Here is a 23,576-nt window from a genome sequence, read left to right as displayed (position 1 = left end):
TCTTGCTTTTTTTGTTTCTTTTTCTATTTTGATTGTCATAATTACTTTAAGAGAATGGAACTAACTTCTAAAAGTTTGTTTATTTATATGGTATAATGTTAGTCATAATAAAGCGAAAGTAAGAGAGGGAAATATGACCTACGCAGACCAAATCTTCAAAGAAAATATCAGTAATATCCTCGAAAATGGCGTGTTTTCAGAAAATGCGCGTCCAAAATATAAAAATGGCCAAACAGCCAACAGTAAATATATTACAGGATCTTTCGTCACTTATGATCTTGAAAAAGGGCAATTTCCTATCACAACTCTTCGTCGTATTCCTATCAAGACGGCAATCAAAGAACTCATGTGGATTTACCAAGATCAGACCAGCGCACTTGACGTTCTAGAAGAAAAATATGGTGTGAAATATTGGGCTGAATGGGGTATCGGTGATGGTACCATTGGACAACGTTATGGAGCAACCGTTAAAAAATATAACATTATCGGCAAGCTTCTCGAAGGTTTGGAAAAAAATCCATGGAACCGTCGGAATATCATTAATCTTTGGCAATATGAAGATTTTGAAGAAACCGAAGGACTTTTGCCTTGTGCATTTCAAACGATGTTTGACGTAAGACGTGAAGCAGATGGACAAATTTATCTGGATGCAACCTTGATTCAACGTTCAAACGACATGCTTGTGGCGCATCATATTAATGCGATGCAGTATGTAGCTTTGCAAATGATGTTGGCTAAACACTTCAGCTGGAAAGTCGGCAAGTTTTTCTACTTTGTCAACAACTTGCATATTTACGATAATCAATTTGAACAAGCGAATGAGTTACTGTCACGCATGGGTTCAGAAAAAGAGCCACGCTTGATTTTAAATGTACCAGATGGAACGAATTTCTTTGATATTAAACCAGAAGATTTTGAATTGGTGGACTATGAACCTGTGACGCCACAACTCAAATTTGATTTGGCGATTTAAGATGAACTGTCGACATTACTGCTCAAACGATTATGCTGAGATTGCTGATTTGTTTTATACAACAGTACATACAATCAATGCTGCGGATTATTCTGCAGAAGAGTTAGAAGCATGGGCGCCATCTGATAAGTCTGATTTTTTTCCGGAAAAACTGCTGGCTGAGAGCTATTGTATAATTGTAGAAGAAAGTGGAAAAATTTTAGGCTTTGCTAATGCGACAAGCGAAGACAAATTTGATTGCCTGTATGTTGATAAGGTTTCTCAGAAACGAGGTGTAGGAAATCTCCTTGCCAATCAGATTGAACAATATTGTAAGGGGCAGGGGGTAGAAAGAATAAATGTTGATGTTTCCTTAACTGCGCGGCCTTTTTTTGAAAAACGTGGCTATGAGATTTTAGAGCAACAAATCGTCCTACGACGCAACCAAAATTTAAAAAATTACAAAATGCAATTAAAGTTATAAAAGACGGGAAGGAAAAATGTACGAAAAATTTATCGCAGAGGCTAATCTAAATCCAGATAACTTCAGTGATGCTTGGGCCTTTGGTAACACTCCTCAAATGGCTGATGAGCTATTAGAACTTGTACTTGAGGGGAAAAAAAGAGCTACAGCAAGCGCATTGTCCCTGTATGGACCAGACGATTTTTTACCTGCTGTGGATGGAAGATATGAGATTTTACTCGATGGCAAAGGAAATCCACGAGCCGCGATTCAAACAAGCAAGGTCTATATTACTAAGTTTAATAAGGTAACAGAGGATCATGCCTTTAACGAAGGTGAAGGAGACAGGAGCTTGGCTTATTGGCGGCAAGTTCATGAAGCTTTTTTCCGAGATTTAGATTGTTATGCACCAGATATGGATATTGTCTGTGAAGAATTTGAAGTTTTATATAAATGTTCGTAAAAAGCGAATGATATTCAAAAAAGATATTACTTTCACAAGTAATATCTTTTTTTGTACTCTAAATAAGGTTAGAATTAAATTATAAAATAAAGAGGAGGCATATCGTGAGAAAGGGACGCTTACTTTATGAAGGTAAAGCAAAGAAGCTTTATGAAACAGAGGATGAACAGCTGGTTTGGGTGGAGTATTGTGATAACGCAACAGCTCTAAATGGTAAAAGAAAAGAAGAAATTAAAGGCAAAGGGGCATTGAACAATCAAATTACATCCCTGATTTTTCAAAAATTGAATGCCGAACAAATCAAAACATCTTTTATCACAAAACTATCTAAAACCGAACAATTAGATCGGAAAGTTGAGATTATACCTCTAGAAGTGGTCTTAAGAAATCGTGTTGCTGGCTCTTTTGCAAAGCGATTTGCTTTGGAAGAAGGTGACATTCTTCCTCGACCTATTATTGAATTTTATTACAAGTCTGATGCACTCGATGATCCTTTTATCAATGATGAACATGTCTATTTTCTTGAACTTGCTCAACCAGAAGAACTGGAATTCATCAAGTCAGAAACACTGAAAATCAATACCCTTCTCCAAAAAATATGGGGGGAAATCGGCTTGAGTCTGGTTGATTTCAAACTCGAATTTGGTCGTACAGCAGATGGCGAAATTATCTTGGCAGACGAAATTTCACCAGATACCTGTCGCCTTTGGGATGCGGAGGGGAACCATTTAGATAAAGATGTTTTCCGTCGTAATATTGGCGACTTGATTGAAGTATACAGTCGTGTACTCACAGCCCTTCAAGAAGAAAAAGAACTTTAAGACTTAATGCCGTAATGGCAGAGACAAATAAAAGAAAGTGAACGAGAAAGAGAAAATGAGCAAAGTAGAAGTTTACGTAACCTATAAAAAATCAATTTTGGATCCTCAAGGACAAGCAATCAAGGCAGCAACTCAAAAGCTAGGCTACTCTGAAATTCAAGATATTCGCGTTGGTAAATATTTTGAAATCGAAGTTGAGGGAGATTCTCAATTGGCCGTGAAGAAAGTGGAAGAGATAGCTGAAAAATTATTAGCAAATCCAAACATGGAAACTTACAAGGTTGAGGTGGTAGATTGATGAAATTTGCAGTTATTCAATTTCCAGGATCAAATTGTGATTTCGATCTCCTCTGGGCTATTCGTGATGTGATGCAAGCTGAAGCCGAATTTGTCTGGCATGAGGAAAAATCTCTTGCAGGCTTTGATGGTGTGTTGATTCCTGGGGGTTTCAGTTACGGGGATTACTTACGTTGCGGAGCCATTGCTTCTTTTTCGAATGTTATGCCTGAAATTAAACGTTTGGCTGCAGAAGGGAAACCTGTCTTTGGTACCTGCAATGGGTTTCAAATTCTTATCGAAGCAGGACTTTTACCAGGCGCTTTGATTCAAAATGACAGCTTAAAGTTTGTTTCAAAGTGGCAAAACTTAAAAGTAAATAATAATTCAAAATTTACAACTGTCTTTTCTAAAGATGAAGTGATTAGCTTGCCTATTGCTCACGGGGAAGGCAAGTATATTGCTGATGAACAAACCTTGGCAGATTTAAAAAATAACGGACAAATTGTTTTCACTTATGCAAATGGAAACCCCAATGGTTCTGCTTTAGACATTGCTGGGATTTGTAATCAAGAAGGGAATGTTTTGGGGATGATGCCCCATCCAGAACGCGCCGTAGAATCCTTACTTGGTGGAAATGATGGTAAAAAAATGTTTGCCAGTATCTTGAAAAATTTTGTAGAAGAAGGAGCGTCACAATGAGCGGTGAAATGAGTCCAGAACAAATCCAAACGTCAAAAATTTATCGTGAATGGGGCTTGACTGATGAAGAATACTCTAAAATTAAAAATGAGATTCTTGGTGGTCGCCTGCCTAACTTTACAGAAACTGGCATGTATGCCGTGATGTGGTCAGAGCATTGTTGTTATAAAAATTCAAAACCTGTCTTGAAAAAATTTCCAACAGAAGGTCCACAAGTACTTATGGGACCAGGTGAAGGTGCTGGAGTCGTTGATATTGGTGATGACTGGGCAGTTGTTTTCAAGGCAGAGTCACACAATCACCCAAGCTATGTCGAACCCTATGAAGGTGCAGCAACAGGATCGGGCGGGATTATTCGTGATATCTTTTCGATGGGAGCGCGACCAGTTGCTCTTTTGGATAGTCTTCGCTTTGGTCAGATTGACAATGCTAAAACACGTCACATTGTTGACCGTGTGACAGCTGGAATAGCAGGATATGGTAACTGTATCGGTATTCCTACAATAGGTGGAGAAGTAGCTTTTGATGAATCTTATGCGGGAAATCCTTTAGTGAACGTGATGTGTGTGGGCTTGATTGAGCATAAGCACATCCAAAAAGGACAAGCCAAAGGTGTAGGCAACACAATCATGTATGTCGGCGCGAAAACAGGACGTGACGGCATTCATGGTGCTTCGTTTGCCTCTCAGGAGTTTGGTTCAGGTTCTGAAACACAACGTTCTGCCGTTCAAGTGGGCGATCCTTTTATGGAAAAACTTTTGTTAGAGGCTTGTCTTGAAGTGATCCATAATCATTCTGATATCCTTGTTGGTATTCAAGATATGGGGGCTGCTGGATTAGTTTCTTCAACTTCGGAAATGGCTTCAAAGGCTGGCTCAGGTTTGAAACTTAATTTAGATTTAGTGCCACAACGTGAGACAAATATGACACCATACGAAATGATGCTTTCAGAGTCGCAAGAGCGGATGGTACTTTGCATTAAAAAAGGACATGAAGATGAAATCGTTGAGCTCTTCAAAAAATACGAACTTGATGCGGTAAATATTGGTGAAGTCACTGACGATGGGATGTACACATTGTTCCATCAAGGTAAAAAGGTTGCCGAAATTCCAGTAGACTCTTTAGCTGAGGATGCACCGGTTTATTATCGTGAAATGAAAGAACCTGCACGGATTGCTGAATTTGAAAAAGCTGAAAAATTTATCCCGGAAATCGTAAATGCAACAGAGGTTCTCAAAGATCTCCTTAATCAACCAACAATTGCGAGCAAGCGCAGTATTTATGAAACCTACGATAGTCGAGTAATGACAAATACAGTCGTTGCACCAGGATCTGATGCAGCAGTTATTCGCCTCCGTCATTCCAATAAAGCTTTAGCAATGACAACAGACTGTAATGCGCGCTATCTCTACCTTAATCCCGAGATTGGTGGACAAATAGCTGTCGCAGAAGCAGCACGAAATATCATTGCTTCAGGTGGGAAACCTTTAGCAATTACGGACTGCCTTAACTTTGGTAATCCAGAAAAGCCAGAACAATTTTACGAGTTAAGCAAGGCATGTGATGGTATTTCGGAATCTTGCCGTGTGTTATCTACTCCGGTCATCTCAGGTAATGTTTCCCTTTATAACGAAACGAACGGTCAAGCTATTTTACCGACACCAATGATTGGGATGGTTGGCTTGATTGAAGATGTGGCACATATTACGACACAAGATTTTAAAGAAACAGGTGACTTAATTTATATTATTGGGGATACTGCCGATGATTTCTCTGGCTCTGAAATTCAAAAAATGATGACAGGCGAGGTTTCAGGTACGCTGAACTTTGATCTGCAAGCTGAAAAAGAAAATCAGGAACGCGTACTAAAAGCAATCCAAGCCGGTCTCATTCAGTCCGCGCATGATTTATCTGAAGGTGGCTTAGCTGTTGCTCTTGTCGAGTCGGCTTTTGCTAATAATAAAGGAATTTCGGTTCATTTTGATGGCAAAGTATCACAACTTTTCTCTGAAAGTCAAGGTCGCTTTATTCTCTCAGTTCGCCCAGAAGATGAAAAGAATTTTGAAGAACTGATGGCAGGGAAAGCAAGCAAGTTAGGGCATGTTACAGACAAGTCAGAAATTAAAATTTCAGCAAAAGATGGTGAAATTTCCCTATCTACTGAAGAAGCGAAAGCGATTTATGAAGGAGCGATTCCATGCCTTATGAAGTAAAGTCCTTGAACGAAGAATGTGGCGTTTTTGGCATCTGGGGACATCCTGAAGCTGCACAACTGACTTATTTTGGACTTCATGCCTTGCAACACAGAGGACAAGAAGGTGCCGGTATTCTGTCAAATAATGATGGGCAACTTCAGCGGCATCGTGATTTAGGCTTGGTAACAGAAGTTTTTCGTCACGAAAAAGATTTACAAAAATTATCAGGGAAAGCAGCCATGGGCCATGTACGCTACGCCACAGCAGGTTCAGCAGAATTAAACAATATTCAGCCTTTTCATTTTAAATTTCAAGACACACAGCTTGGTCTAGCCCATAACGGTAACTTGACCAATGCCGTATCGCTACGACGTGAGTTAGAAGCACAAGGTGCTATCTTTTCTTCAAGTTCAGACACCGAAATTTTGGCGCATCTGATTCGCCGCAGCCATCATCCTGAATTTATGGGAAAAGTAAAGGAAGCCTTGAATACTGTTAAAGGTGGCTTTGCTTATCTCTTGATGACAGAAGATTCAATGATTGCAGCTCTTGATCCTAATGGCTTCCGTCCTTTATCTATTGGGAAAATGGCTAACGGTGCGCTCGTTGTAGCCAGTGAAACTTGTGCTTTTGATGTTATCGGTGCAGAGTTTGTTCAAGAAGTCAAACCCGGGCAGATTATCCAAATTAATGATCAAGGCTTGCATGTTGAGCAGTTTACAGATAGGACCAATACACAAATTTGTTCAATGGAGTATATTTACTTTGCACGTCCGGACAGTGTTATTGCAGGTGTCAATGTTCATACCGCACGTAAACAATCAGGGCGTATCTTAGCACGTGAGGCACAGGTAGATGCAGATATTGTTATTGGTGTGCCAAATTCGTCACTCTCAGCAGCATCCGGATATGCAGAAGAATCTGGATTACCTTACGAAATGGGCTTGATTAAAAATCAATATGTGGCGCGTACATTTATTCAGCCTACGCAAGAATTAAGAGAACAAGGTGTACGGATGAAGCTCTCGGCTGTTTCCAGTGTAGTCGAAGGTAAAAAGGTTATCATGGTGGACGATTCTATTGTACGTGGAACGACAAGCAGACGAATTGTGCGTTTACTTAAAGATGCCGGCGCTGCTGAAGTTCACGTTGTAATTGCGAGCCCACCGCTTGCTTATCCATGCTTTTACGGTATCGATATTCAAAAGCGAGAAGAGTTGATTGCAGCGAAACACTCAATCGATGAAATCTGCCAAATCATTGGAGCAGATAGTCTTACTTTTTTAAGCCAAGAAGGATTAGTTGAGGCTATCGGACATGATAATCTGTGTCTGTCTTACTTTGACGGTATATATCCGACGCCACTTTACGATTACGAAGAAAATTACCTGAAATCTTTAGGAGGAAAAAATGTCTAAAAATGCTTATGCAAAGGCAGGAGTTGATGTTGAAGCGGGTTACCAAGTGGTTGATCGCATAAAAAAACACGCCGAAAAAACGAAAAGGCTGGGAGTTCTTGGAGGGCTTGGAGGATTTGGAGCGGCATTTGATCTTTCAAAACTTGATGTTAAGGAACCAGTGCTTATTTCTGGAACAGACGGAGTGGGCACAAAGCTGATGCTGGCTATTGAAGCAGACAAACATGATACGATTGGCATTGATTGTGTGGCCATGTGTGTTAATGATATCGTTGCAGCTGGAGCAGAACCCCTCTACTTTCTTGACTATATCGCTACCGGTAAAAACCTTCCGGAAAAGCTCGAAAAAGTGGTCGCAGGTGTTGCCCAAGGATGTTTGCTATCAGGGGCAGCCTTGATTGGTGGTGAAACAGCAGAAATGCCAGATATGTATGATACAGATGACTATGACCTTGCAGGTTTTGCTGTCGGTATTGCCGAAAAGTCAGCCCTAATCGATGGCTCTAAGAATGTTGAGGCAGGTGATATCTTATTAGGGCTTCCTTCCTCTGGTATTCATTCGAACGGTTACTCGCTCGTCCGGAAAATCTTTAAAGATTTTGATAAACAAGAAATTCTTCCTGAGCTGGAACGCCCCCTTGGAGAAGAGTTACTTGAACCCACTCATATCTACGTCCAAGAGCTCTTACCGCTCATAAAGGACAATATGATTAAAGGAATATCGCACATTACAGGAGGCGGTTTTTATGAAAATCTTCCGCGAATGTTTAGTGATCAATTAGCAGCTGAAATTAAAGAAGACAGCTGGGAGATTTTGCCTATTTTCAAAGCTTTGGAGAAATACGGTCAAGTTCCTCATGACGAAATGTTCCAGATTTTCAATATGGGAATTGGTATGGTCCTTGCGGTGGCCCCAGAAAAGGCTGAGGAAGTGAAGCAAAGAGTAAAATGCTACGAAATCGGAAAAATTACTCCACGTGTGAAACAAGCGGTAATTATAAAATGAGGATTGCCGTTTTCGCCTCTGGCTCAGGATCCAACTTTGAAGCTCTTGCTCAAGCTTTTCCCGCTGAAGTTCAGCTCTTATTCTCGGATAAGATTGAGGCTTATGCTCTACAAAGAGCACAGCAGCTCAAGATAGCTGCTGTCAGCTTTACCTTAAAATCTTTTGCTGATAAGCAAAGTTATGAAGAAGCCTTAGTTGCTTTGCTCCGTGAACATCAGATTGATTTGATTTGTCTTGCAGGTTATATGAAAATTGTTGGTCCTACTCTTTTGCAAGCTTATGAAGGTCGGATCATTAATATTCATCCATCATATCTGCCAGCTTTTGCGGGTTCAGCTCATGCTTTAGAGGAATCCTGGCAAGCTCAAGAAGGCTTGGGAATCACAGTGCATTGGGTGGATTCTGGAGTCGATACAGGAGAAATTTTAGCCCAGCAGCAGCTTGATTATTACCCAGAACTCGCCGAATATGAAAAAAAGCTCCATCAAATAGAGCATGAATTGTATATAAAAGTAGTAGAAGAGCTTATCAAAAAATAGTAAAAGCTATTATAAACTTAAAAATAGAAAAGGAATAAAAATGACTAAACGTGCGCTTATCAGTGTGTCGGATAAAAATGGAATTGTTGAATTGGCTGAGTCTTTAAGTAAACTCGGTTTTGAAATTATCTCAACTGGCGGAACTAAAAAAGCTTTGGATGAAGCAGGAATTGCAACCTTAGCGATTGAAGAAGTGACGCAGTTTCCGGAAATGATGGATGGACGTGTGAAAACATTACATCCAATGATTCATGGTGGACTTTTGGCACGACGTGATTTGGACAGGCATCTAGCTGCCTTAGAAGAGCACAATATTACACCCATTGACTTGGTTGTTGTCAATCTTTATCCTTTCAAAGAGACACTCTTGTCAGGAGCTGATCATCAAACAATTGTCGAGAATATTGATATTGGTGGTCCTTCAATGTTACGTTCTGCAGCAAAAAATCATGCAGACGTTACTGTTCTTGTTGATCCCACAGACTATGCTGCAGTTCTCCAAGAATTTAAAAAAGCTGGGGAAACCAGCTTAGAGCTTCGTCAACGTTTGGCTGCCAAAGTTTTTCGACATACTGCTGCTTATGATGCACTCATTGCACAATATTTAACAGAAAAGTTTTCTGATCATGAGGAAAAACCTGAAAAGTTGACACTGACCTATGATTTAAAACAAGGGATGCGTTATGGTGAAAATCCACAACAAGATGCAGATTTTTATGAAAATGCCCTTCCAACTGCTTATTCGATTGGGCAAAGTGTGCAATTACACGGTAAAGAATTATCTTACAACAATGTGCGTGATGCAGATGCAGCCTTGCAAATTGCGCGTGATTTTACGGAGCAACCAACTGTTGTAGCGCTTAAGCACATGAATCCTTGCGGCATTGGTCAAGGGGAGACGATTGAGAAAGCTTGGGATTACGCTTATGAAGCAGACCCTGTTTCAATCTTCGGAGGTATTGTCGTTTTAAATCGTCCAGTTGACCCAAAAACAGCTGAGAAAATGAGCAAAATCTTTTTAGAAATCATTATTGCACCAGCATTTTCTGATGAAGCTCTGGCAATTTTAACGAAAAAGAAAAATATTCGTTTGCTTTCGCTTGATTTTGAACAAATTGGTGCATCAGAAAGAGAACCGATGATTACAGGCGTGCTTGGCGGTGTTTTAGTACAAGAACAAGATGTTGTTACAGAACACCCAGAAAGTTGGACAGTAGTAACGCAAGTCCAACCAGATATGGAACAATGGGAAGCGCTAAAATTTGCATGGAAAGCGGTCAAGTATGTGAAGTCTAACGGTATCATTGTTACAAATGAACATCAAACACTTGGGGTTGGACCTGGTCAAACCAACCGTGTAGCTTCAGTGAAAATAGCAATCGAAGCCGCTCAAGAAAAAGGTCTAGATAATGCTGTGCTTGCCTCTGACGCCTTCTTCCCCTTTGCAGATAATATTGATGAGATTGCCAAATCTGGCATCAAAGCAATTGTACAACCGGGTGGTTCCGTTCGTGATCAAGAAGTCATTGAAGCCTGTGACAAGTATGGCATCACGATGATCTTTACAGGTGTGAGACATTTCCGTCATTGATAAAAGAAGTTCTGCTAGTAAGTAGGACTTTTTTTGCTGAAAAGATGAAGATCTTGTACAAGAATTTTATAATAACTTATCCCTCATTTTATTTTAATATTACTGTTCGATATATTACAATATAATTATATTAGTATTACTCTAAAACAACAAAATACTTGACGAGGAATTGTGATGAACTATAATCTATCAGCACAGCACAGCACAGCACAGCACAGCACAGCACAGCACAGCACAGCACAGTAGATCTGCGAGCTCTTTTTTACTATACCATTCAAATAATGTCCGTGAAATACAGGGCGTTTTTGCCTTTCTCTAAGGCAATGGATAAAAAGCTAGGAGGAAACTAGGCATGAAACATCAACAAAACCGTAAATTCAGAAAAATAGTTTTTTTATTTTTATTGCTTTTATTAGGTGGAACCTTTGCTTGGACTGCTTTTCATCAGCAGGTCATTAATGACCATACAAATCAAATTCGAACTTATATACCTGGTCGGGTCCATGATTACTATAACCGTGACACAGGCAATAAAGATGTCTTTGTCGAAAACTATGGTCTTGACGCGAGGGCTAATGCTATCATGGTACGCATTCGACTGTCGGAGTACATGGAAATCCAAAGACTAGGTGAAGATAATCCTACATCTCTAGTTGATAGTGCTGAGCGCGGAAATACCAGTACTTGGACAACTTATCTTCCAGAAGAAAACAACATTAATCGACGTAGAGGGGAAGAATCCTCACGATTTAACCGCTATTCTAACTTGGTCTTTGGTCGAACAGGAACAGCGCCTTGGTATATGCCAACCTTTAATCATGACTTCGAAGACTTGAGGTCAGCTGCTGCAGGTCATGCCCGCGACTTTATCCAAGGCAATGGTGCAACAGATGCAGAATCAGATGGCAGAACACATCCGGGAGATGGAACAGAAAATTATTGGACTGAAAGTGGTGAAAGGAGCTATTTTGATAATGGTTCAGGCAGTTGGCCAGGCGAAACCATTCGGAAAGAAACTAAACAACACTTGCAAGAGGAGCGCCCACCAATGACGATTCTACAATGGGAGCAATTAAGCCCCAACGACAGATTTGGCTATTTTTGGGTCATTGATCCCAACACCGGTTGGGCTTACTGGGCAGAGTTATTGGAACCGTCTCAGGCCACTTCTTACCTACTTGATGCAGCGAACATGACTAATGAAGTTGTGAACTCGGTTGTCAATGGTTCATATTACTACGCTATTCATGTAGATAGCCAAGTTATCTCACCTTTGGAGATGGAAAGATTTTTAGAGCCGGAAGAGCAAGGTGAACCAATTGATACACGCTTAGAGGCTTTCCTAGAAGGGGTCAAAGGCGATGGCAATCCGCGGTGGAATAGAGATTCAGAGCCGAGCGACTTTAACTTTGATGTCATGCGGCCGGGGCGTATTTTTACTATGGCGGGGCAGCAGTTCCGTTATTTGGAAGACATGGGAAGTGGGAACCATATGATTATCCTTAACCATCCTATCGCTCGAAATATTAATTGGAATAACCAAGAAACCGAACTCACCAGATGGTACACTGAAGATTTTCTCCCAAATGATCCAGGGCTTCGCGCGCAGTGGGAAGCATATATTGCCCCAGTATCCGAAACATTTAATGTCGGAAGCTTGCCTTTTTATGATACTACCCGTGCGCCTAATGGGGTTATCACTAATCTAAATATTTTTGACGTGCCTTACGCAGATAGAACAAGGGTTGTTTCAGACGGTGTACGTCGTGCTTTTGCTCTTTCCGTAGCCGATGTAAATCATTTGACGCGTACAGGTAGCTTCTTTAGAATTTCTGACCGTGGTGCAAATATACGTTGGTGGTTGCGTACGCCTGAGAGTGACGGAAATTCTTGGCTAGTGGACTCCACTGGCATATGGCATTTCACTTATCACAGCCATAGATATAAGGGTGTTCGTCCAGCTCTCATAATCCACCAGTAATCAAGTAAATATAAAAGTCAAGAAATACATTTTCTCGACTTTTTTGTTTGTACTATAGGTACTTTAATGCAATGCAATAACTTTACCTCAATGCTTCTGTCTTCTCGAAAATTCAGTAAAGCGAAACTTATCCACTTGATGCCGGCTTTCCGTGTACTGGAAAACATTATTATTGGCGAGATAAACATGACTGCGCACACTCACGACATGGCGGTCCTTAGGGTTCAAATCCAAATAAGTTTTATCTTCATCATTGACAAAATCAATTGTGATTTCTTTTTGAGCATATGAAATATCAAGGTGAACATAATCTTCAAGGTAAGCATATAGAGAAGACTTTACTTTTTCTCTGGTCATATCAGGTGCTGCAGAAGCTAAAATATAGTCGCGGTCTAGGATAACGAACTGCTCATCAATATTTCGTCGGCGGAGGATATGAAAAGCTTGAGAGCCTTCTTCAAAAAAAGAAAGTTCTGAGAGGTCTTTATCTACAGTTATTTTTTCAAAAATTAATATTTCAGTGGTTGAGCTGAAGTTTAAAGAATCTTTGAGCTCTTTGAAAGAAGTTAACCCTGAAATGGGGAACATCAATCTCTCTCTTGGAATAACAATGGAGCCAAAGCCGTGACGGCGTTGAATAATACCGTTTTCTTCCAAGATTTTGAGCGCTTGTCGTACCGTTGCACGGCTTGTTTGATAGAGCACTGTAAGCTGGTTTTCACTGGGCAAGAGCTCATTTTCGGGATATCTTCCTTCATGAATTTTTTTCTCCAAATCCCGAAGAATAATTTCGTACTTTTTCATAACCTAAGTGTAACAAAAAAGCACTTTAAGTTAAAGTAAAAATATAACCGCTTGCAAAACCGCTTTCATTTTGCTATTATAAACTTGTACGTACAAGTTGCAGTTTATTTTTATTAAAGGAGAATAAAAATGTTTGGTTTTGGAAAGAAAAAAAGTGTAAGTGAGGACAAGAACCTTTATACACCTTTAGCGGGTACAGTTATTGATTTGGAAAAGGTTTCCGACCCTGTATTTGCCAAAAAAGTTATGGGAGATGGTTATGCTATTGAACCCACAAGTAATGACATTGTCAGTCCAGTAGCAGGAGAAGTCAGTCTAGTACAAGGACATGCTATCGGCTTCACGCGCGCAGATGGTTTAGAAGTGTTGCTTCATCTAGGAATTGATACAGTAAGTTTAAATGGACAACCTTTTCAGATTAAGGTTAAAGTGGGCGATATAGTCGACGGCGGCGATGCTCTGGGACAGGTCAATTGGAAAGAAGTGGAAGCAGCGGGTTTACCACTTACGAGTATGGTTTTAATTACAAATACAAATGAAAAGCTCGATAGTCTTACTGTTAAAAAAGGAATTGCTCAAGCAGGTGATCTGTTGGGTCAAGCAACTGCAAAATAAAAAGGAGAAATCATGGCAGATTACAAAAAATTAGCAACAGAAATTATTGCTGCTGTTGGTGGTGAGGAAAATATCACAAAGGTGATTCACTGTATCACACGCTTACGTTTCTATTTAGTCGACAAAGAAAAAGCAGACGATAAAAAACTTGAAGCAATGGATGGTGTAGCGGGGGTTGTCTACAATGCAAATTTGGGGCAGTACCAAGTCGTTATCGGTCAAGCTGTTGAGGATGTCTATGACGAAATTGTGGCCCAGCTGGGCAGTCGTGTCGTGGATGGCGAAAGTAGTGAAGAAGTCGAGGAAACAAAAGTTTCTAAAAATCCAATCATTCGTGCTTTTCAAGTTGTAGTTGGAACAATTACGGGATCAATGATGCCGATTATTGGTTTATTAGCTGCTGGTGGTATGATTAACGGGATTCTTAACATGTTTGTTAAAGGAAACCATATTTTTGAACTTATTAGTCCGACAGATCCAACCTATATTATTATTTCAACAATGGCGATGGCACCATTCTACTTCCTTCCTGTCTTGGTCGGCTATGCTGCTGCTAAACAGTTAGGTTCAGACCCATTTGTCGTGGCTGCAGTTGGTGGATTTATGATTCACCCTGCTTTACAAGGCTTAGTTGCAGCACCAAATGTTATTGAGAAAGGAGAGATTGTAGCTGGAAAAGCACCAGTCGTCATGGAATTATTTGGCGTAACTTTTAATACAAGTTATTTTAATATTCCTGTTAGCTTGCCAAATTATGCTTATACTATTTTCCCGATTATTGTAGCAGCTTGGATGGCTAAACCAATCGGTGCTTGGCTTAAGAAACACATGCCTTTAGCACTTCGTTCGATCTTTGTACCGATGATTACTTTCTTTGTTGTGGCTTCATTAGTACTCTTGTTGGTAGGACCCGTAATTAGTATTGTTTCCTCTGCGCTTGCTTCAGTCATTACAGGCTTGATTAATCTTAATCTCACTATAGCAGGAGCAATTATTGGTGGACTTTACCAAGTTCTAGTTATCTTTGGTCTCCATTGGTTGGTTATTCCTATCTTGACGCAACAAATCGTAACAACAGGAGAATCAAACATTAATATGATTGTTTCCTTTACAATGTTGGCACAAGGTGCTGGTGCTCTAGCTGTCTTTCTCAAAACACGCCAACAAAGTCTCAAAGGGTTAGCTTTACCAGCAGCGATTTCGGCTTTTTGTGGGGTAACTGAGCCAGCCATGTATGGGATTAACTTGAAATATATTCGTGTTTTCATTATGAGTTCGATTGGTGCAGCTGCAGGCGCTGCGGTTGCTGGCTTATTTGATCTGCATATGTACGGCTTCTCAGGCTCACTTATTGGTTTCCCTAACTTTGCTGCAACGACAAATCCTTTGACTCATGCTGCAGGTAACCCTAACAACTTTATCTACTTTTGGATTGCGACAGCTGTTTGTATTGTTGTATCCATGACTTTGGTTTGGTTCTTTGGCTTTAAAGATTCAGATACAATGGGAACAGGACTTGAAAAGAAAAACGTCTTTAAATCAGCCGTAAATAAATAAGAAACAAAAGGAAAAAACTATGACATTGAGTGAAAAAGTCATCTATCAAATTTACCCTAAATCATTTTTAGACACTACAGGAAATGGTATTGGTGATCTCAGAGGAGTAACGGAAAAATTACCTTATTTGGCGGAATTAGGAATCGATATGATTTGGCTTAATCCTTTTTATCCCAGCCCGCAAAGAGATAATGGTTATGATATTTCTGACTATACTAATATAGATCCAGTATTTGGTGATTTTAAAGATTTTGACCAAATGGTGGCACGTGGTAAAGAGTTAGGTATTGAATTTATGTTGGATATGGTTTTGAATCATGTTTCAACAGAACATGAATGGTTTAAAAAAGCACTTGCCGGTGATAAATATTACCAAGATTTCTTCATTCTTAGAGATGAACCTACGGATTGGGTGTCGAAATTTGGTGGCAATGCTTGGGCGCCATTTGGCGATACTGGTAAATATTATCTTCATCTTTATGATATTTCTCAAGCCGACTTAAATTGGCGTAATCCCAATGTTCGCAAAGAACTGTTTGAAGTTGTTAATTTTTGGCGTGGTAAAGGTATATCAGGCTTTCGCTTTGACGTGATTAACGTTATTGGAAAAGACGAAATACTTAAAAACAATCCAGAATTTGATGGGAAATTTGAGTATACTGATAGACCAATCACGCATGAATATTTGAAAATGCTCAATGCTGCTACTTTTGGCCAAGATGAACATGCCATAACTGTGGGAGAAATGAGCTCAACCTCAATTGAAAACAGTATTCTCTATACACAACCGGAGCGAAGAGAACTCAGTATGGTTTTTAATTTCCATCATCTAAAAACAGATTACAAAGATGGTGATAAATGGACCAAAGTTCCCTTTGATTTTCAAGCGCTCAAAGAGCTTTTCCATGAATGGGGCGAAAAAATGTCACAAGGTGGCGGCTGGAATGCTACTTTTTGGAATAATCATGATCAACCTCGAGCGCTCAATCGTTTTGTGGATGTGAAAAATTTCCGTATAAAAGGAGCAACAATGCTAGCAGCCGCGATTCACCTCAGCCGTGGCACACCTTTTATCTATATGGGTGAAGAAATTGGTATGATTGACCCTGATTATGATTCTGTTGCCGATTACCAAGACTTAGAAGCTTTGAATGCTTACGAAAGACTTTTGAAACAAGGAAATACAGAATCCGAAGCGTTTGAAATAATCAGCAGTAAATCACGTGACAATTCAAGAACACCGATGCAATGGGACGATAGCGCAAATGCGGGCTTTAGCAAAGGAGAGCCATGGCTGAAGTTGGGCAAACATACCGACATTAATCTGAAAAGAGATAAAAACGGAGAAATCTATAATTTCTATAAAGAAATGATTCGTTTACGAAAAACGGAAAAAATTATTTCTGAGGGAGATTATAAAGCTGCACTTAAAGATTCAGAGCACATTTATGCTTTTGTACGTGAATATAAAGGCCAACTTTTACTTGTACTGAATAACTTTGCCAATCACAGCGTGAACTTTACTTTGCCACAGGGTTTTGAAGATGCAGAAGTCTTCGTTAATAACTATGATTCATATAAGTCTGAAACACTGGCACCTTATCAGTCGGTTGCTTTATTAGCCAGATAGTGACCGTTATAAAAGTCTCTTTTGTTGAAAAAATACGATGAAATCGTTAAACTAGAGCTATCATAAATTTTTAGAAAGAGATGAAAATGACTGTATTACTTTTTGACATAGACAACACACTTCTTGATTTTGATAAGGCAGAGTACATGGCTTTAGGCAAAATCTTTGAGCAATACCATATTGAAGATACAAAAGAAAACAGAGCCATTTACTCACGTGAAAATAAAGCACTTTGGCGAAGTCATGAAGCAGGAGAAATCAGTCGTGAAGAGCTTCTTTCTACACGTTTTGCTAATGCTTTTAGAGCTTTGGGAGTTAAAGAAACTTACGATGCTTCGGCTGTTGATGCAGCTTACCAACTTCACTTGGCTCAAGGTCATGAATTGATGGACCACGCTATGGAACTTTTGGATTGCCTGGCGCAAGAAGCAACAGAAATGTACATTGTTAGTAATGGTACATCAAAAGTTTCTCGTCCACGAATTTTAGAGTCTGGCATTGCCGAATATTTCAAAGAAATATTTATCAGTGAAGAAATTGGAAAACACAAGCCATCAAAAGAATTCTTTGATTATGTATTTGAACATATCGATCATGCTGCGGATAAAGATTTTGCGATTGTTGGTGATACCTTAGCTACGGATATCCTAGGCGGAAAAAATGCAGGTATTAAAACAATTTGGTATAATCCTAAACACTTAGAGGCGCAAAAAGATTTAATACCAGATTGTGTTATCGAAGATTTATTAGAAATACCTTCTCTACCTGTCCTCGCTTGATAATTCCGAACAATGGAATAAGAATATATTTAGAAAAGCCCCCTGGGGCTTTTTCTTTTTCTCTAAATATCTTAAGATAGAAGTGAGAAGAAAGTGAGGAAATATGAGGGTTTTAGTTGTTGGCTCAGGTGGGCGTGAACATGCACTTGCACGAAAATTTGCAAAAAGTGAAAAAGTAGAGAAAGTTTTTATTTGCCCAGGAAATGTGGGTATGGCGGAGGAAAAGCTGGAAAATGTAGCTATTTCCGAACTTGAAAATCATCTATTGGTAGACTTTGCGAAGAAGAAAAAAGTAGACTTGACTTTTGTTGGTCCAGAAACAGCATTGATGAACGGCATTGTGGATGCTTTCTTAGACGAAGGGTTGCTTATATTTGGACCGAGAGCTGAAGCTGCTCAAATCGAAGGCAGTAAAACTTTTGCTAAGTCAATAATGAAAAAATACGGCGTACCCACAGCAGACTACGAGAGTTTTACGGATCTCGGAAAGGCTCTAAATTACGTTGAGACAAAAGGTGCACCTATTGTTATCAAGGCAGATGGCTTAGCTGCAGGAAAAGGCGTCACAGTTGCCATGGATTTAGAAGCAGCAAAAGCTGCTTTAGAAGATATTTTCCAGACAAAAGCAGCAAAAGTTGTGGTAGAAGAATATCTTGATGGCGAAGAGTTTTCACTTTTTAGCTTAGTACATGATGGAAAGATATACCCGTTACCTATTGCGCAAGATCATAAACGTGCCTTTGATGGCGATCGAGGGCCAAATACAGGGGGGATGGGTGCTTATGCACCTGTACCTCATATTCCAAAAGCTGTAGTACAAGAAGCCATAGAAAAAATTGTTCAGCCAACTGTGGCTGGGTTAGAGGCGGAGAATAAGCCTTTTACTGGTATTCTTTATGCCGGATTAATATTGACATCCGAAGGTGTCAAAACGATTGAATTTAATGCTCGCTTTGGTGACCCAGAAACGCAAGTGGTTTTAGAAACAATTACCAGTGATTTTTTTGAAAATATAATGGATATCTTACAAGGACGTGAGCCAAACTTGATCTGTAATACCGAAGAAGTTACCTTAGGAGTAGTTGTAGCAAATCAGGGCTATCCCGATGCTTCAACAAAGAGTGTTGTTCTACCAGAGCTACAGGATTTGAACTGTTATTATGCTGGTGTTATAAGAAAAGATGGTCAGCTTCTTTCAAAAGGGGGACGCATATACATGGTTACCGAAACCGGCAAAGAGATAAAAAGTATTCAAAAATCACTTTACGAGAAATTAGATAAGTTAGACAATACAGGGATGTTTTATCGTAAAGACATTGGAAATAAAGGAGTATAAAAATGGCAGATGTTGCAGTAATTATGGGATCACTTTCAGATTGGGAGACAATGAAACAAGCGACTCATATTTTGGAAGAGTTCGGTATCGATGTTGATAAAAAGGTCATTTCCGCTCACCGGACACCAGAAATTATGATGAATTTTGCGAAAAATGCGGAGCAACAAGGCTATAAGCTCATAATTGCTGGCGCAGGAGGTGCGGCACATTTACCTGGAATGGTTGCTGCAATGACACTTCTTCCTGTTATTGGTGTGCCTATTCAGTCACGTGCCTTATCTGGCTTAGATAGCCTCTACTCCATCGTCCAGATGCCAGGTGGAGTTCCTGTTGCTAGTATGGCTATAGGCACTTCAGGAGCCAAAAATGCAGCTCTCTATGCTATTCAGATTTTGGCACTTGCTGATAAAAGCTTAGTAGAAAAATTGAAAAAATATAGAAAAGAAGCAGCCGATATATCAGTCTCTTCAACTAAAGAATTGTTGTAAACTTTTAATTTAAAAACGAGCGTAATATTTGTAAAAATATTTTGATTTTAGTAAACAAAAATCCGGATAATATGCGGATTTATTTTTAAACTATCCGAAAAGAATAGGGAGAACAAAGAAAAATGGCCTATAATAAGAATATGCAACATAAGAAAAAAACAATTGGAATTATTGGTGGTGGGCAGTTGGGCCAAATGATGGCTATTTCTGCACAATATATGGGCCATAAAGTGATTACACTCGATCCAAATCCGAACTGTTCCGCAGCAAAGTGTTCGGATGAGTTGATTATTGCGGAATATGATGATGTTGATGCGCTTCTTAAGCTAGCTTATGCTTGTGATCTGATAACCTATGAGTTTGAAAATGTATCGGCTAGCGCTTTACATCAGCTTGATGCCTGTGTCGCTATTCCGCAAGGCATTCGATTATTAGAAATTACGCAAAATCGTCGGTTAGAAAAAGAGTTTTTAGAACAATGTGGCGTGAAAATAGCCCCGTGGAAACTCGTAGAAAATGCTCAAGATCTTCCAGAGCAAGTAACAAAAAAACAAGTATTAAAAACAACAATGGGCGGCTATGATGGACACGGTCAAGTTGTTTTGAAATCTGATGAGGATTTGAAAGAGGCCATGAAGTTAGCAGAGAGTGCAGAATGTGTACTGGAGGAATTTGTTGATTTTGATTGTGAGATTTCTTTAATTATTAGTGGGAATGGTAAGGATTTTGTGACCTTCCCCCTTTGTCAAAATGAACATATTAATAATATTCTACACCGTACCATTGCTCCTGCTCCCGTACCTCTTGAGGTCAGCGAAAAGGCTAAAGTTTTGGCGCTGGCGATAGCTAAAGAGCTCCAGCTTTCAGGGACACTTTGTGTAGAAATGTTTCTGACAGCAGCGGGCGAGATTTATGTAAATGAGCTTGCCCCACGTCCTCATAACTCTGGACACTATACAATAGAGGCGTGTGATTTTTCACAATTTGACTTACATATCAAGGGAATTCTCGGCGAGGAATTGCCGCAACCTCGCCTATTGAAAAAAGCCATTATGCTCAATATTCTGGGACAAGATGTTCCCCAAATGGAGCAATTGGCTCATAAAAGGCCTGAATGGCATATTCATGATTATGGAAAGCTAGAAGCGAAGATTGACAGAAAAATGGGTCATGTGACGATACTGACAGATGATTTTACAGAAAGTCTGAAAGAAATATCCCGTTTAAAAATATGGGAATGATTTACAGGAAGGAAGAAGAGGATGCACACAATCAGGCTGTCGATGGAAAGTCGAAAAACAATTTTTCGAATCGAAACGCTGAGTGAAGAAATAAATCCCGAATGGACACTTATTTTTCGCAGGACATTCAAAAATAGACTGGTAAGTTATTTAGAAGAGCAAGAGAAAATGAAGCGTGGTCTTTTGTTTCAAGGAGAGACAACTTTCTGGCTACAACATTCCGCTATGCAGGCAACTTTATTTGTACCGCTGGCTTCACATGATGAAAAAATTAGGGATATTATCGTCCACTTATTAAAGCTACATTTTGAGTTTATCAATGAAAATTATTCTTCTTTAAAAACAAAGTGCAATCCTTTAAGTTGCTCGGAAATTTATCAGTTAGCGTATACATTACAGATGGCTTATATCTTTTATTTACGGACAGAGGAAATTTGTCAGTTTAGTCTGCTCTTCACTTCAGCTGCAGCACGAGTTTTAAACGTTTGGGAACAAGGGATAATACGTTCAAACTTAAATGGAGTGATGGGAAAGAATCTATGTATCGAGGCAGCCACTCACTTAGAAGAAATCTTTAGCAATGTTACGCGACACACCGACTTAAGAAACCAGACCTCTAGGGTTGTTACTCTTTTAGAAAAAAGGAAAAGTATCCCTATATCTGAAGAGCAGGAGCTTTTTCAAAAAGGAATCGATACAATATCTTCTTATAAAAAAGAAGAAGTGCTCAACGAGCTTCTTAAAAAGATAAAGCAAGAACAAGTGGTAGGAAGATTAACAGAACTGTACTTTTGCCATCTCCTATTAAATTATTTTAAAATATAGAAAATGTGTCTCAGAAGAGAGGCATTTTTTTAATGCAAGTTGCTTGAAAATTATGTAAGACATGATATAATGAAGATAAGATTTACAAGTGTAAACACTAACTCAAGGAAAATAATTATGACAAAACTAAATTCGGAATTTGCACTGGGAGGGATACACCATGTTACGGCGATTACTTCAAGTGCCCAAAAGACCTATGATTTTTTTACAAATATTTTAGGACTGCGACTGGCAAAACTTACCGTTAATCAGGATGACTACGACACCTATCACCTTTATTTTACTGATGAAGAGGGCAATCCTGGAACGGATATGACATTTTTTGATTTCCCTGGAATAGGTGCAGGTAGCCACGGTATCAATAGCATTGACCGTATTTCTTTTCGTGTTGCTCAAGATATATCTTTAGAATACTGGCATCAAAGATTTGAAGCGGCAGCTGTGCCACATAGTTTGGTGGCAGAACGCTTTGGTAAAAAATATCTTGAGTTTGAGGATTTTGATGGTCAGCGGTACCAATTGATTTCCGACGAAAAAAATCAAGGTGTCCTTGCTCCAGGTAAACCTTGGCAACTTTCAAATGTAGAAGTTGAGCATGCTATTGTAGGCTTAGGACCTGTTTTCATTAAGCTCTCAGAAGTAAATATTATTCATCAATTGCTCGCAGAAGTTTTTGGATTTCGCAAGAGTGCGACTGAAAATAATTTCACTCTTTTTGAGGTAGCGAAGGGGGGCAATGGTGCTTCTATTATCATTGATCAGGATAAAGAATCACAGAGAGCATATCAAGGCTATGGCACGGTTCATCATGTCGCTTTTCGTACAGCTAATCCTGATACCCTTAGATATTGGATTGAGCGTGTCAAATCTTATATGATGCCTCACTCGGGATTCGTAGAACGTTTTTATTTTTCCAGTGAATATGTAAATGTTGCACCCGGTGTGCTTTTCGAAATCGCTACAGATACTCCGGGTATTGCTGCCTTAGATATGGTACGATCCGGGCAAGCCAAGGTTGATAGTTACGAAGAAGCGCTCGTAACCTCAGGCTTTTGGATAGATGAGACTTCAGACGAGGCAGGTCTCTCACTAAGTTTGCCTCCGCATCTCTTTCCAGGAGCAGAAGCTGAAAAGGCACGAACTGCAGCTGCTTTACGACGTTTGGATACGTCAGATGCATTTCGAGATAGAAAATTAGAACCACTGTGGACCATGGAAAAAATTAAAGAACGTCGTATAGGGAGAAAGAATGAAAGTATTTAAACCAGAAGATATGAGCAGTACTGATGCTTACAAATTAATTTCAGGACTCGTTATTCCAAGACCGATTGCATGGCTGACAACCCAAAATTCTACAGGGCTTGTCAACGCAGCGCCCTTTAGCTTTTTTAACGTCGTATCAAAAGATCCAGTCATTGTATCCATTGCTATGACAGAGATGAAAGATTCTGTTAGAAACCTTTTGGAAACAAAGGAAGGTGTCATCCATCTGGTCAATATGGATAATGTTGAAGCTATGAATCAAACATCAGCACCTCTCACTGCTACAGAAAGTGAAATTGAAAAATTCGACATTAAAATTACAGCATCAGAAGAAGTAAAAGTACCTGCTATAGAAAATGCTAAAGCCCGTTTAGAGGTTGTGCTCCATCAGCATATTCCAGTAGGAAAAACAAGCCAATTAATGCTCTTAGAAGTAAAAAATATTCTTATGGATGATTCTGTCATTGATGAGGAAAGACTCTATATTAAAGCAAAAGAACTGGATCCCGTTGCGCGCTTGTCAGGGAGAGCCTATACGAGCTTAGGTCATACATTTGAAATTACACGACCAACAAAGTAAGTGCTTCTAATTAAAGTAGAAACTAAATTTTTCTTTAATTTTCCAACCATA

The 23,576-nt window shown here is 39.5% G+C and carries 23 protein-coding genes; 22 read left to right on the top strand and 1 reads right to left on the bottom strand.

Annotated elements, in window-relative coordinates; genetic code table 11:
• The first annotated feature begins 133 nt into the window (after positions 1 to 133).
• The 12 genes from J0J33_RS08680 to J0J33_RS08625 all read left to right on the top strand — a co-directional run bounded on the left by J0J33_RS08680 (position 134) and on the right by J0J33_RS08625 (position 12,407).
• Positions 134 to 973, top strand: coding sequence for a thymidylate synthase (locus J0J33_RS08680; protein WP_206887498.1), 840 nt, complete (start codon positions 134 to 136; stop codon positions 971 to 973).
• A gap of 1 nt (position 974) precedes the next feature.
• Positions 975 to 1,436, top strand: coding sequence for a GNAT family N-acetyltransferase (locus tag J0J33_RS08675; protein WP_206887496.1), 462 nt, complete (start codon positions 975 to 977; stop codon positions 1,434 to 1,436).
• Positions 1,437 to 1,452: 16 nt separating this feature from the next.
• A complete protein-coding gene (locus tag J0J33_RS08670) occupies positions 1,453 to 1,878 on the top strand; it encodes an ASCH domain-containing protein (protein WP_019292367.1) in 426 nt (141 codons plus the stop codon).
• A gap of 104 nt (positions 1,879 to 1,982) precedes the next feature.
• Positions 1,983 to 2,699, top strand: a complete 717-nt coding sequence (gene purC / locus J0J33_RS08665; protein ID WP_206887494.1) for a phosphoribosylaminoimidazolesuccinocarboxamide synthase — start codon at positions 1,983 to 1,985, stop codon at positions 2,697 to 2,699.
• Between the two features lie 55 nt (positions 2,700 to 2,754).
• On the top strand, positions 2,755 to 2,997 hold the full coding sequence (purS, locus tag J0J33_RS08660) for a phosphoribosylformylglycinamidine synthase subunit PurS (protein ID WP_019292365.1): 243 nt from the start codon (positions 2,755 to 2,757) through the stop codon (positions 2,995 to 2,997).
• Positions 2,997 to 3,677 carry a phosphoribosylformylglycinamidine synthase subunit PurQ gene (gene purQ / locus J0J33_RS08655; RefSeq protein WP_019293573.1) on the top strand — a complete coding sequence of 227 codons (681 nt, stop codon included), beginning with the start codon at positions 2,997 to 2,999 and terminating at the stop codon, positions 3,675 to 3,677. Before purS ends, purQ begins: the two co-directional genes overlap by 1 nt.
• Entirely contained in the window at positions 3,674 to 5,890 is a 2,217-nt protein-coding gene (gene purL / locus J0J33_RS08650) for a phosphoribosylformylglycinamidine synthase subunit PurL (protein ID WP_019293572.1), read from the top strand. Before purQ ends, purL begins: the two co-directional genes overlap by 4 nt.
• Positions 5,875 to 7,290 (top strand): amidophosphoribosyltransferase, encoded by a 1,416-nt coding sequence (purF, locus tag J0J33_RS08645; RefSeq protein WP_206921704.1) that lies wholly within the window; start codon positions 5,875 to 5,877, stop codon positions 7,288 to 7,290. Before purL ends, purF begins: the two co-directional genes overlap by 16 nt.
• A complete protein-coding gene (gene purM, locus J0J33_RS08640; RefSeq protein ID WP_206887492.1) occupies positions 7,283 to 8,296 on the top strand; it encodes a phosphoribosylformylglycinamidine cyclo-ligase in 1,014 nt (337 codons plus the stop codon). Before purF ends, purM begins: the two co-directional genes overlap by 8 nt.
• Positions 8,293 to 8,835: a phosphoribosylglycinamide formyltransferase gene (purN, locus tag J0J33_RS08635; protein ID WP_019293569.1), complete on the top strand. Its 543-nt coding sequence runs from the start codon at positions 8,293 to 8,295 to the stop codon at positions 8,833 to 8,835. The genes purM and purN overlap by 4 nt, the downstream gene beginning before the upstream one ends.
• Before the next feature lie 40 nt (positions 8,836 to 8,875).
• Positions 8,876 to 10,426 carry a bifunctional phosphoribosylaminoimidazolecarboxamide formyltransferase/IMP cyclohydrolase gene (gene purH, locus J0J33_RS08630; protein ID WP_206887491.1) on the top strand — a complete coding sequence of 517 codons (1,551 nt, stop codon included), beginning with the start codon at positions 8,876 to 8,878 and terminating at the stop codon, positions 10,424 to 10,426.
• A gap of 352 nt (positions 10,427 to 10,778) precedes the next feature.
• Positions 10,779 to 12,407: a DUF6273 domain-containing protein gene (locus J0J33_RS08625; protein WP_206921703.1), complete on the top strand. Its 1,629-nt coding sequence runs from the start codon at positions 10,779 to 10,781 to the stop codon at positions 12,405 to 12,407.
• Positions 12,408 to 12,494: 87 nt separating this feature from the next.
• Here J0J33_RS08625 and treR read toward each other — a convergent pair whose 3' ends face one another.
• Positions 12,495 to 13,211, bottom strand: coding sequence for a trehalose operon repressor (gene treR, locus J0J33_RS08620; protein ID WP_206887490.1), 717 nt, complete (start codon positions 13,209 to 13,211; stop codon positions 12,495 to 12,497).
• 129 nt (positions 13,212 to 13,340) lie between these two features.
• On the opposite strand from treR, the gene J0J33_RS08615 reads away from it, so the two are divergent.
• The 10 genes from J0J33_RS08615 (at position 13,341) to J0J33_RS08570 (ending at position 23,525) form a co-directional block, all read left to right on the top strand.
• Complete coding sequence (locus J0J33_RS08615) at positions 13,341 to 13,826, top strand: PTS glucose transporter subunit IIA (RefSeq protein WP_019292356.1); 486 nt, start codon at positions 13,341 to 13,343, stop codon at positions 13,824 to 13,826.
• Positions 13,827 to 13,838: 12 nt separating this feature from the next.
• Complete coding sequence (locus J0J33_RS08610) at positions 13,839 to 15,383, top strand: PTS transporter subunit EIIC (RefSeq protein WP_019292355.1); 1,545 nt, start codon at positions 13,839 to 13,841, stop codon at positions 15,381 to 15,383.
• Positions 15,384 to 15,402: 19 nt separating this feature from the next.
• Positions 15,403 to 17,013 (top strand): alpha,alpha-phosphotrehalase, encoded by a 1,611-nt coding sequence (gene treC, locus J0J33_RS08605; protein ID WP_206887489.1) that lies wholly within the window; start codon positions 15,403 to 15,405, stop codon positions 17,011 to 17,013.
• A gap of 86 nt (positions 17,014 to 17,099) precedes the next feature.
• Positions 17,100 to 17,792: a YjjG family noncanonical pyrimidine nucleotidase gene (locus tag J0J33_RS08600; protein ID WP_206887488.1), complete on the top strand. Its 693-nt coding sequence runs from the start codon at positions 17,100 to 17,102 to the stop codon at positions 17,790 to 17,792.
• 103 nt (positions 17,793 to 17,895) lie between these two features.
• The gene (gene purD / locus J0J33_RS08595; protein ID WP_019293381.1) at positions 17,896 to 19,128 is read left to right on the top strand and encodes a phosphoribosylamine--glycine ligase; all 1,233 of its coding nucleotides are present in this window, start codon (positions 17,896 to 17,898) and stop codon (positions 19,126 to 19,128) included.
• A gap of 2 nt (positions 19,129 to 19,130) precedes the next feature.
• Positions 19,131 to 19,616, top strand: coding sequence for a 5-(carboxyamino)imidazole ribonucleotide mutase (gene purE / locus J0J33_RS08590; RefSeq protein ID WP_019293380.1), 486 nt, complete (start codon positions 19,131 to 19,133; stop codon positions 19,614 to 19,616).
• Between the two features lie 122 nt (positions 19,617 to 19,738).
• A complete protein-coding gene (gene purK, locus J0J33_RS08585) occupies positions 19,739 to 20,857 on the top strand; it encodes a 5-(carboxyamino)imidazole ribonucleotide synthase (RefSeq protein WP_019293379.1) in 1,119 nt (372 codons plus the stop codon).
• A gap of 42 nt (positions 20,858 to 20,899) precedes the next feature.
• Positions 20,900 to 21,682 (top strand): hypothetical protein, encoded by a 783-nt coding sequence (locus tag J0J33_RS08580; RefSeq protein WP_242526924.1) that lies wholly within the window; start codon positions 20,900 to 20,902, stop codon positions 21,680 to 21,682.
• 39 nt (positions 21,683 to 21,721) lie between these two features.
• Positions 21,722 to 22,945, top strand: coding sequence for a VOC family protein (locus J0J33_RS08575; RefSeq protein ID WP_195917183.1), 1,224 nt, complete (start codon positions 21,722 to 21,724; stop codon positions 22,943 to 22,945).
• A complete protein-coding gene (locus J0J33_RS08570; RefSeq protein WP_061412995.1) occupies positions 22,932 to 23,525 on the top strand; it encodes a flavin reductase family protein in 594 nt (197 codons plus the stop codon). The genes J0J33_RS08575 and J0J33_RS08570 overlap by 14 nt, the downstream gene beginning before the upstream one ends.
• Positions 23,526 to 23,576: the final 51 nt, after the last annotated feature.

This window comes from Lactococcus sp. LG1267, assembly GCF_017309545.1.
Classification (GTDB): Bacteria; Bacillota; Bacilli; order Lactobacillales; family Streptococcaceae; genus Lactococcus; species Lactococcus petauri.
Note: the sequence above shows the minus strand (reverse complement) of the source record. Positions and strands in the feature narration are given on the sequence as shown.

What these genes read in the sequence shown, in the direction of transcription:
- J0J33_RS08680 (WP_206887498.1), top strand. Translation starts at nt 134, where the DNA reads ATGACCTACGCAGACCAAATCTTCAAAGAAAATATCAGTAATATCCTC.
- J0J33_RS08675 (WP_206887496.1), top strand. Translation starts at nt 975, where the DNA reads ATGAACTGTCGACATTACTGCTCAAACGATTATGCTGAGATTGCTGAT.
- J0J33_RS08670 (WP_019292367.1), top strand. Translation starts at nt 1,453, where the DNA reads ATGTACGAAAAATTTATCGCAGAGGCTAATCTAAATCCAGATAACTTC.
- purS (WP_019292365.1), top strand. Translation starts at nt 2,755, where the DNA reads ATGAGCAAAGTAGAAGTTTACGTAACCTATAAAAAATCAATTTTGGAT.
- purQ (WP_019293573.1), top strand. Translation starts at nt 2,997, where the DNA reads ATGAAATTTGCAGTTATTCAATTTCCAGGATCAAATTGTGATTTCGAT.
- purL (WP_019293572.1), top strand. Translation starts at nt 3,674, where the DNA reads ATGAGCGGTGAAATGAGTCCAGAACAAATCCAAACGTCAAAAATTTAT.
- purF (WP_206921704.1), top strand. Translation starts at nt 5,875, where the DNA reads ATGCCTTATGAAGTAAAGTCCTTGAACGAAGAATGTGGCGTTTTTGGC.
- purM (WP_206887492.1), top strand. Translation starts at nt 7,283, where the DNA reads ATGTCTAAAAATGCTTATGCAAAGGCAGGAGTTGATGTTGAAGCGGGT.
- purN (WP_019293569.1), top strand. Translation starts at nt 8,293, where the DNA reads ATGAGGATTGCCGTTTTCGCCTCTGGCTCAGGATCCAACTTTGAAGCT.
- purH (WP_206887491.1), top strand. Translation starts at nt 8,876, where the DNA reads ATGACTAAACGTGCGCTTATCAGTGTGTCGGATAAAAATGGAATTGTT.
- J0J33_RS08625 (WP_206921703.1), top strand. Translation starts at nt 10,779, where the DNA reads ATGAAACATCAACAAAACCGTAAATTCAGAAAAATAGTTTTTTTATTT.
- treR (WP_206887490.1), bottom strand. Translation starts at nt 13,211, where the DNA reads ATGAAAAAGTACGAAATTATTCTTCGGGATTTGGAGAAAAAAATTCAT.
- J0J33_RS08615 (WP_019292356.1), top strand. Translation starts at nt 13,341, where the DNA reads ATGTTTGGTTTTGGAAAGAAAAAAAGTGTAAGTGAGGACAAGAACCTT.
- J0J33_RS08610 (WP_019292355.1), top strand. Translation starts at nt 13,839, where the DNA reads ATGGCAGATTACAAAAAATTAGCAACAGAAATTATTGCTGCTGTTGGT.
- treC (WP_206887489.1), top strand. Translation starts at nt 15,403, where the DNA reads ATGACATTGAGTGAAAAAGTCATCTATCAAATTTACCCTAAATCATTT.
- J0J33_RS08600 (WP_206887488.1), top strand. Translation starts at nt 17,100, where the DNA reads ATGACTGTATTACTTTTTGACATAGACAACACACTTCTTGATTTTGAT.
- purD (WP_019293381.1), top strand. Translation starts at nt 17,896, where the DNA reads ATGAGGGTTTTAGTTGTTGGCTCAGGTGGGCGTGAACATGCACTTGCA.
- purE (WP_019293380.1), top strand. Translation starts at nt 19,131, where the DNA reads ATGGCAGATGTTGCAGTAATTATGGGATCACTTTCAGATTGGGAGACA.
- purK (WP_019293379.1), top strand. Translation starts at nt 19,739, where the DNA reads ATGGCCTATAATAAGAATATGCAACATAAGAAAAAAACAATTGGAATT.
- J0J33_RS08580 (WP_242526924.1), top strand. Translation starts at nt 20,900, where the DNA reads ATGGAAAGTCGAAAAACAATTTTTCGAATCGAAACGCTGAGTGAAGAA.
- J0J33_RS08570 (WP_061412995.1), top strand. Translation starts at nt 22,932, where the DNA reads ATGAAAGTATTTAAACCAGAAGATATGAGCAGTACTGATGCTTACAAA.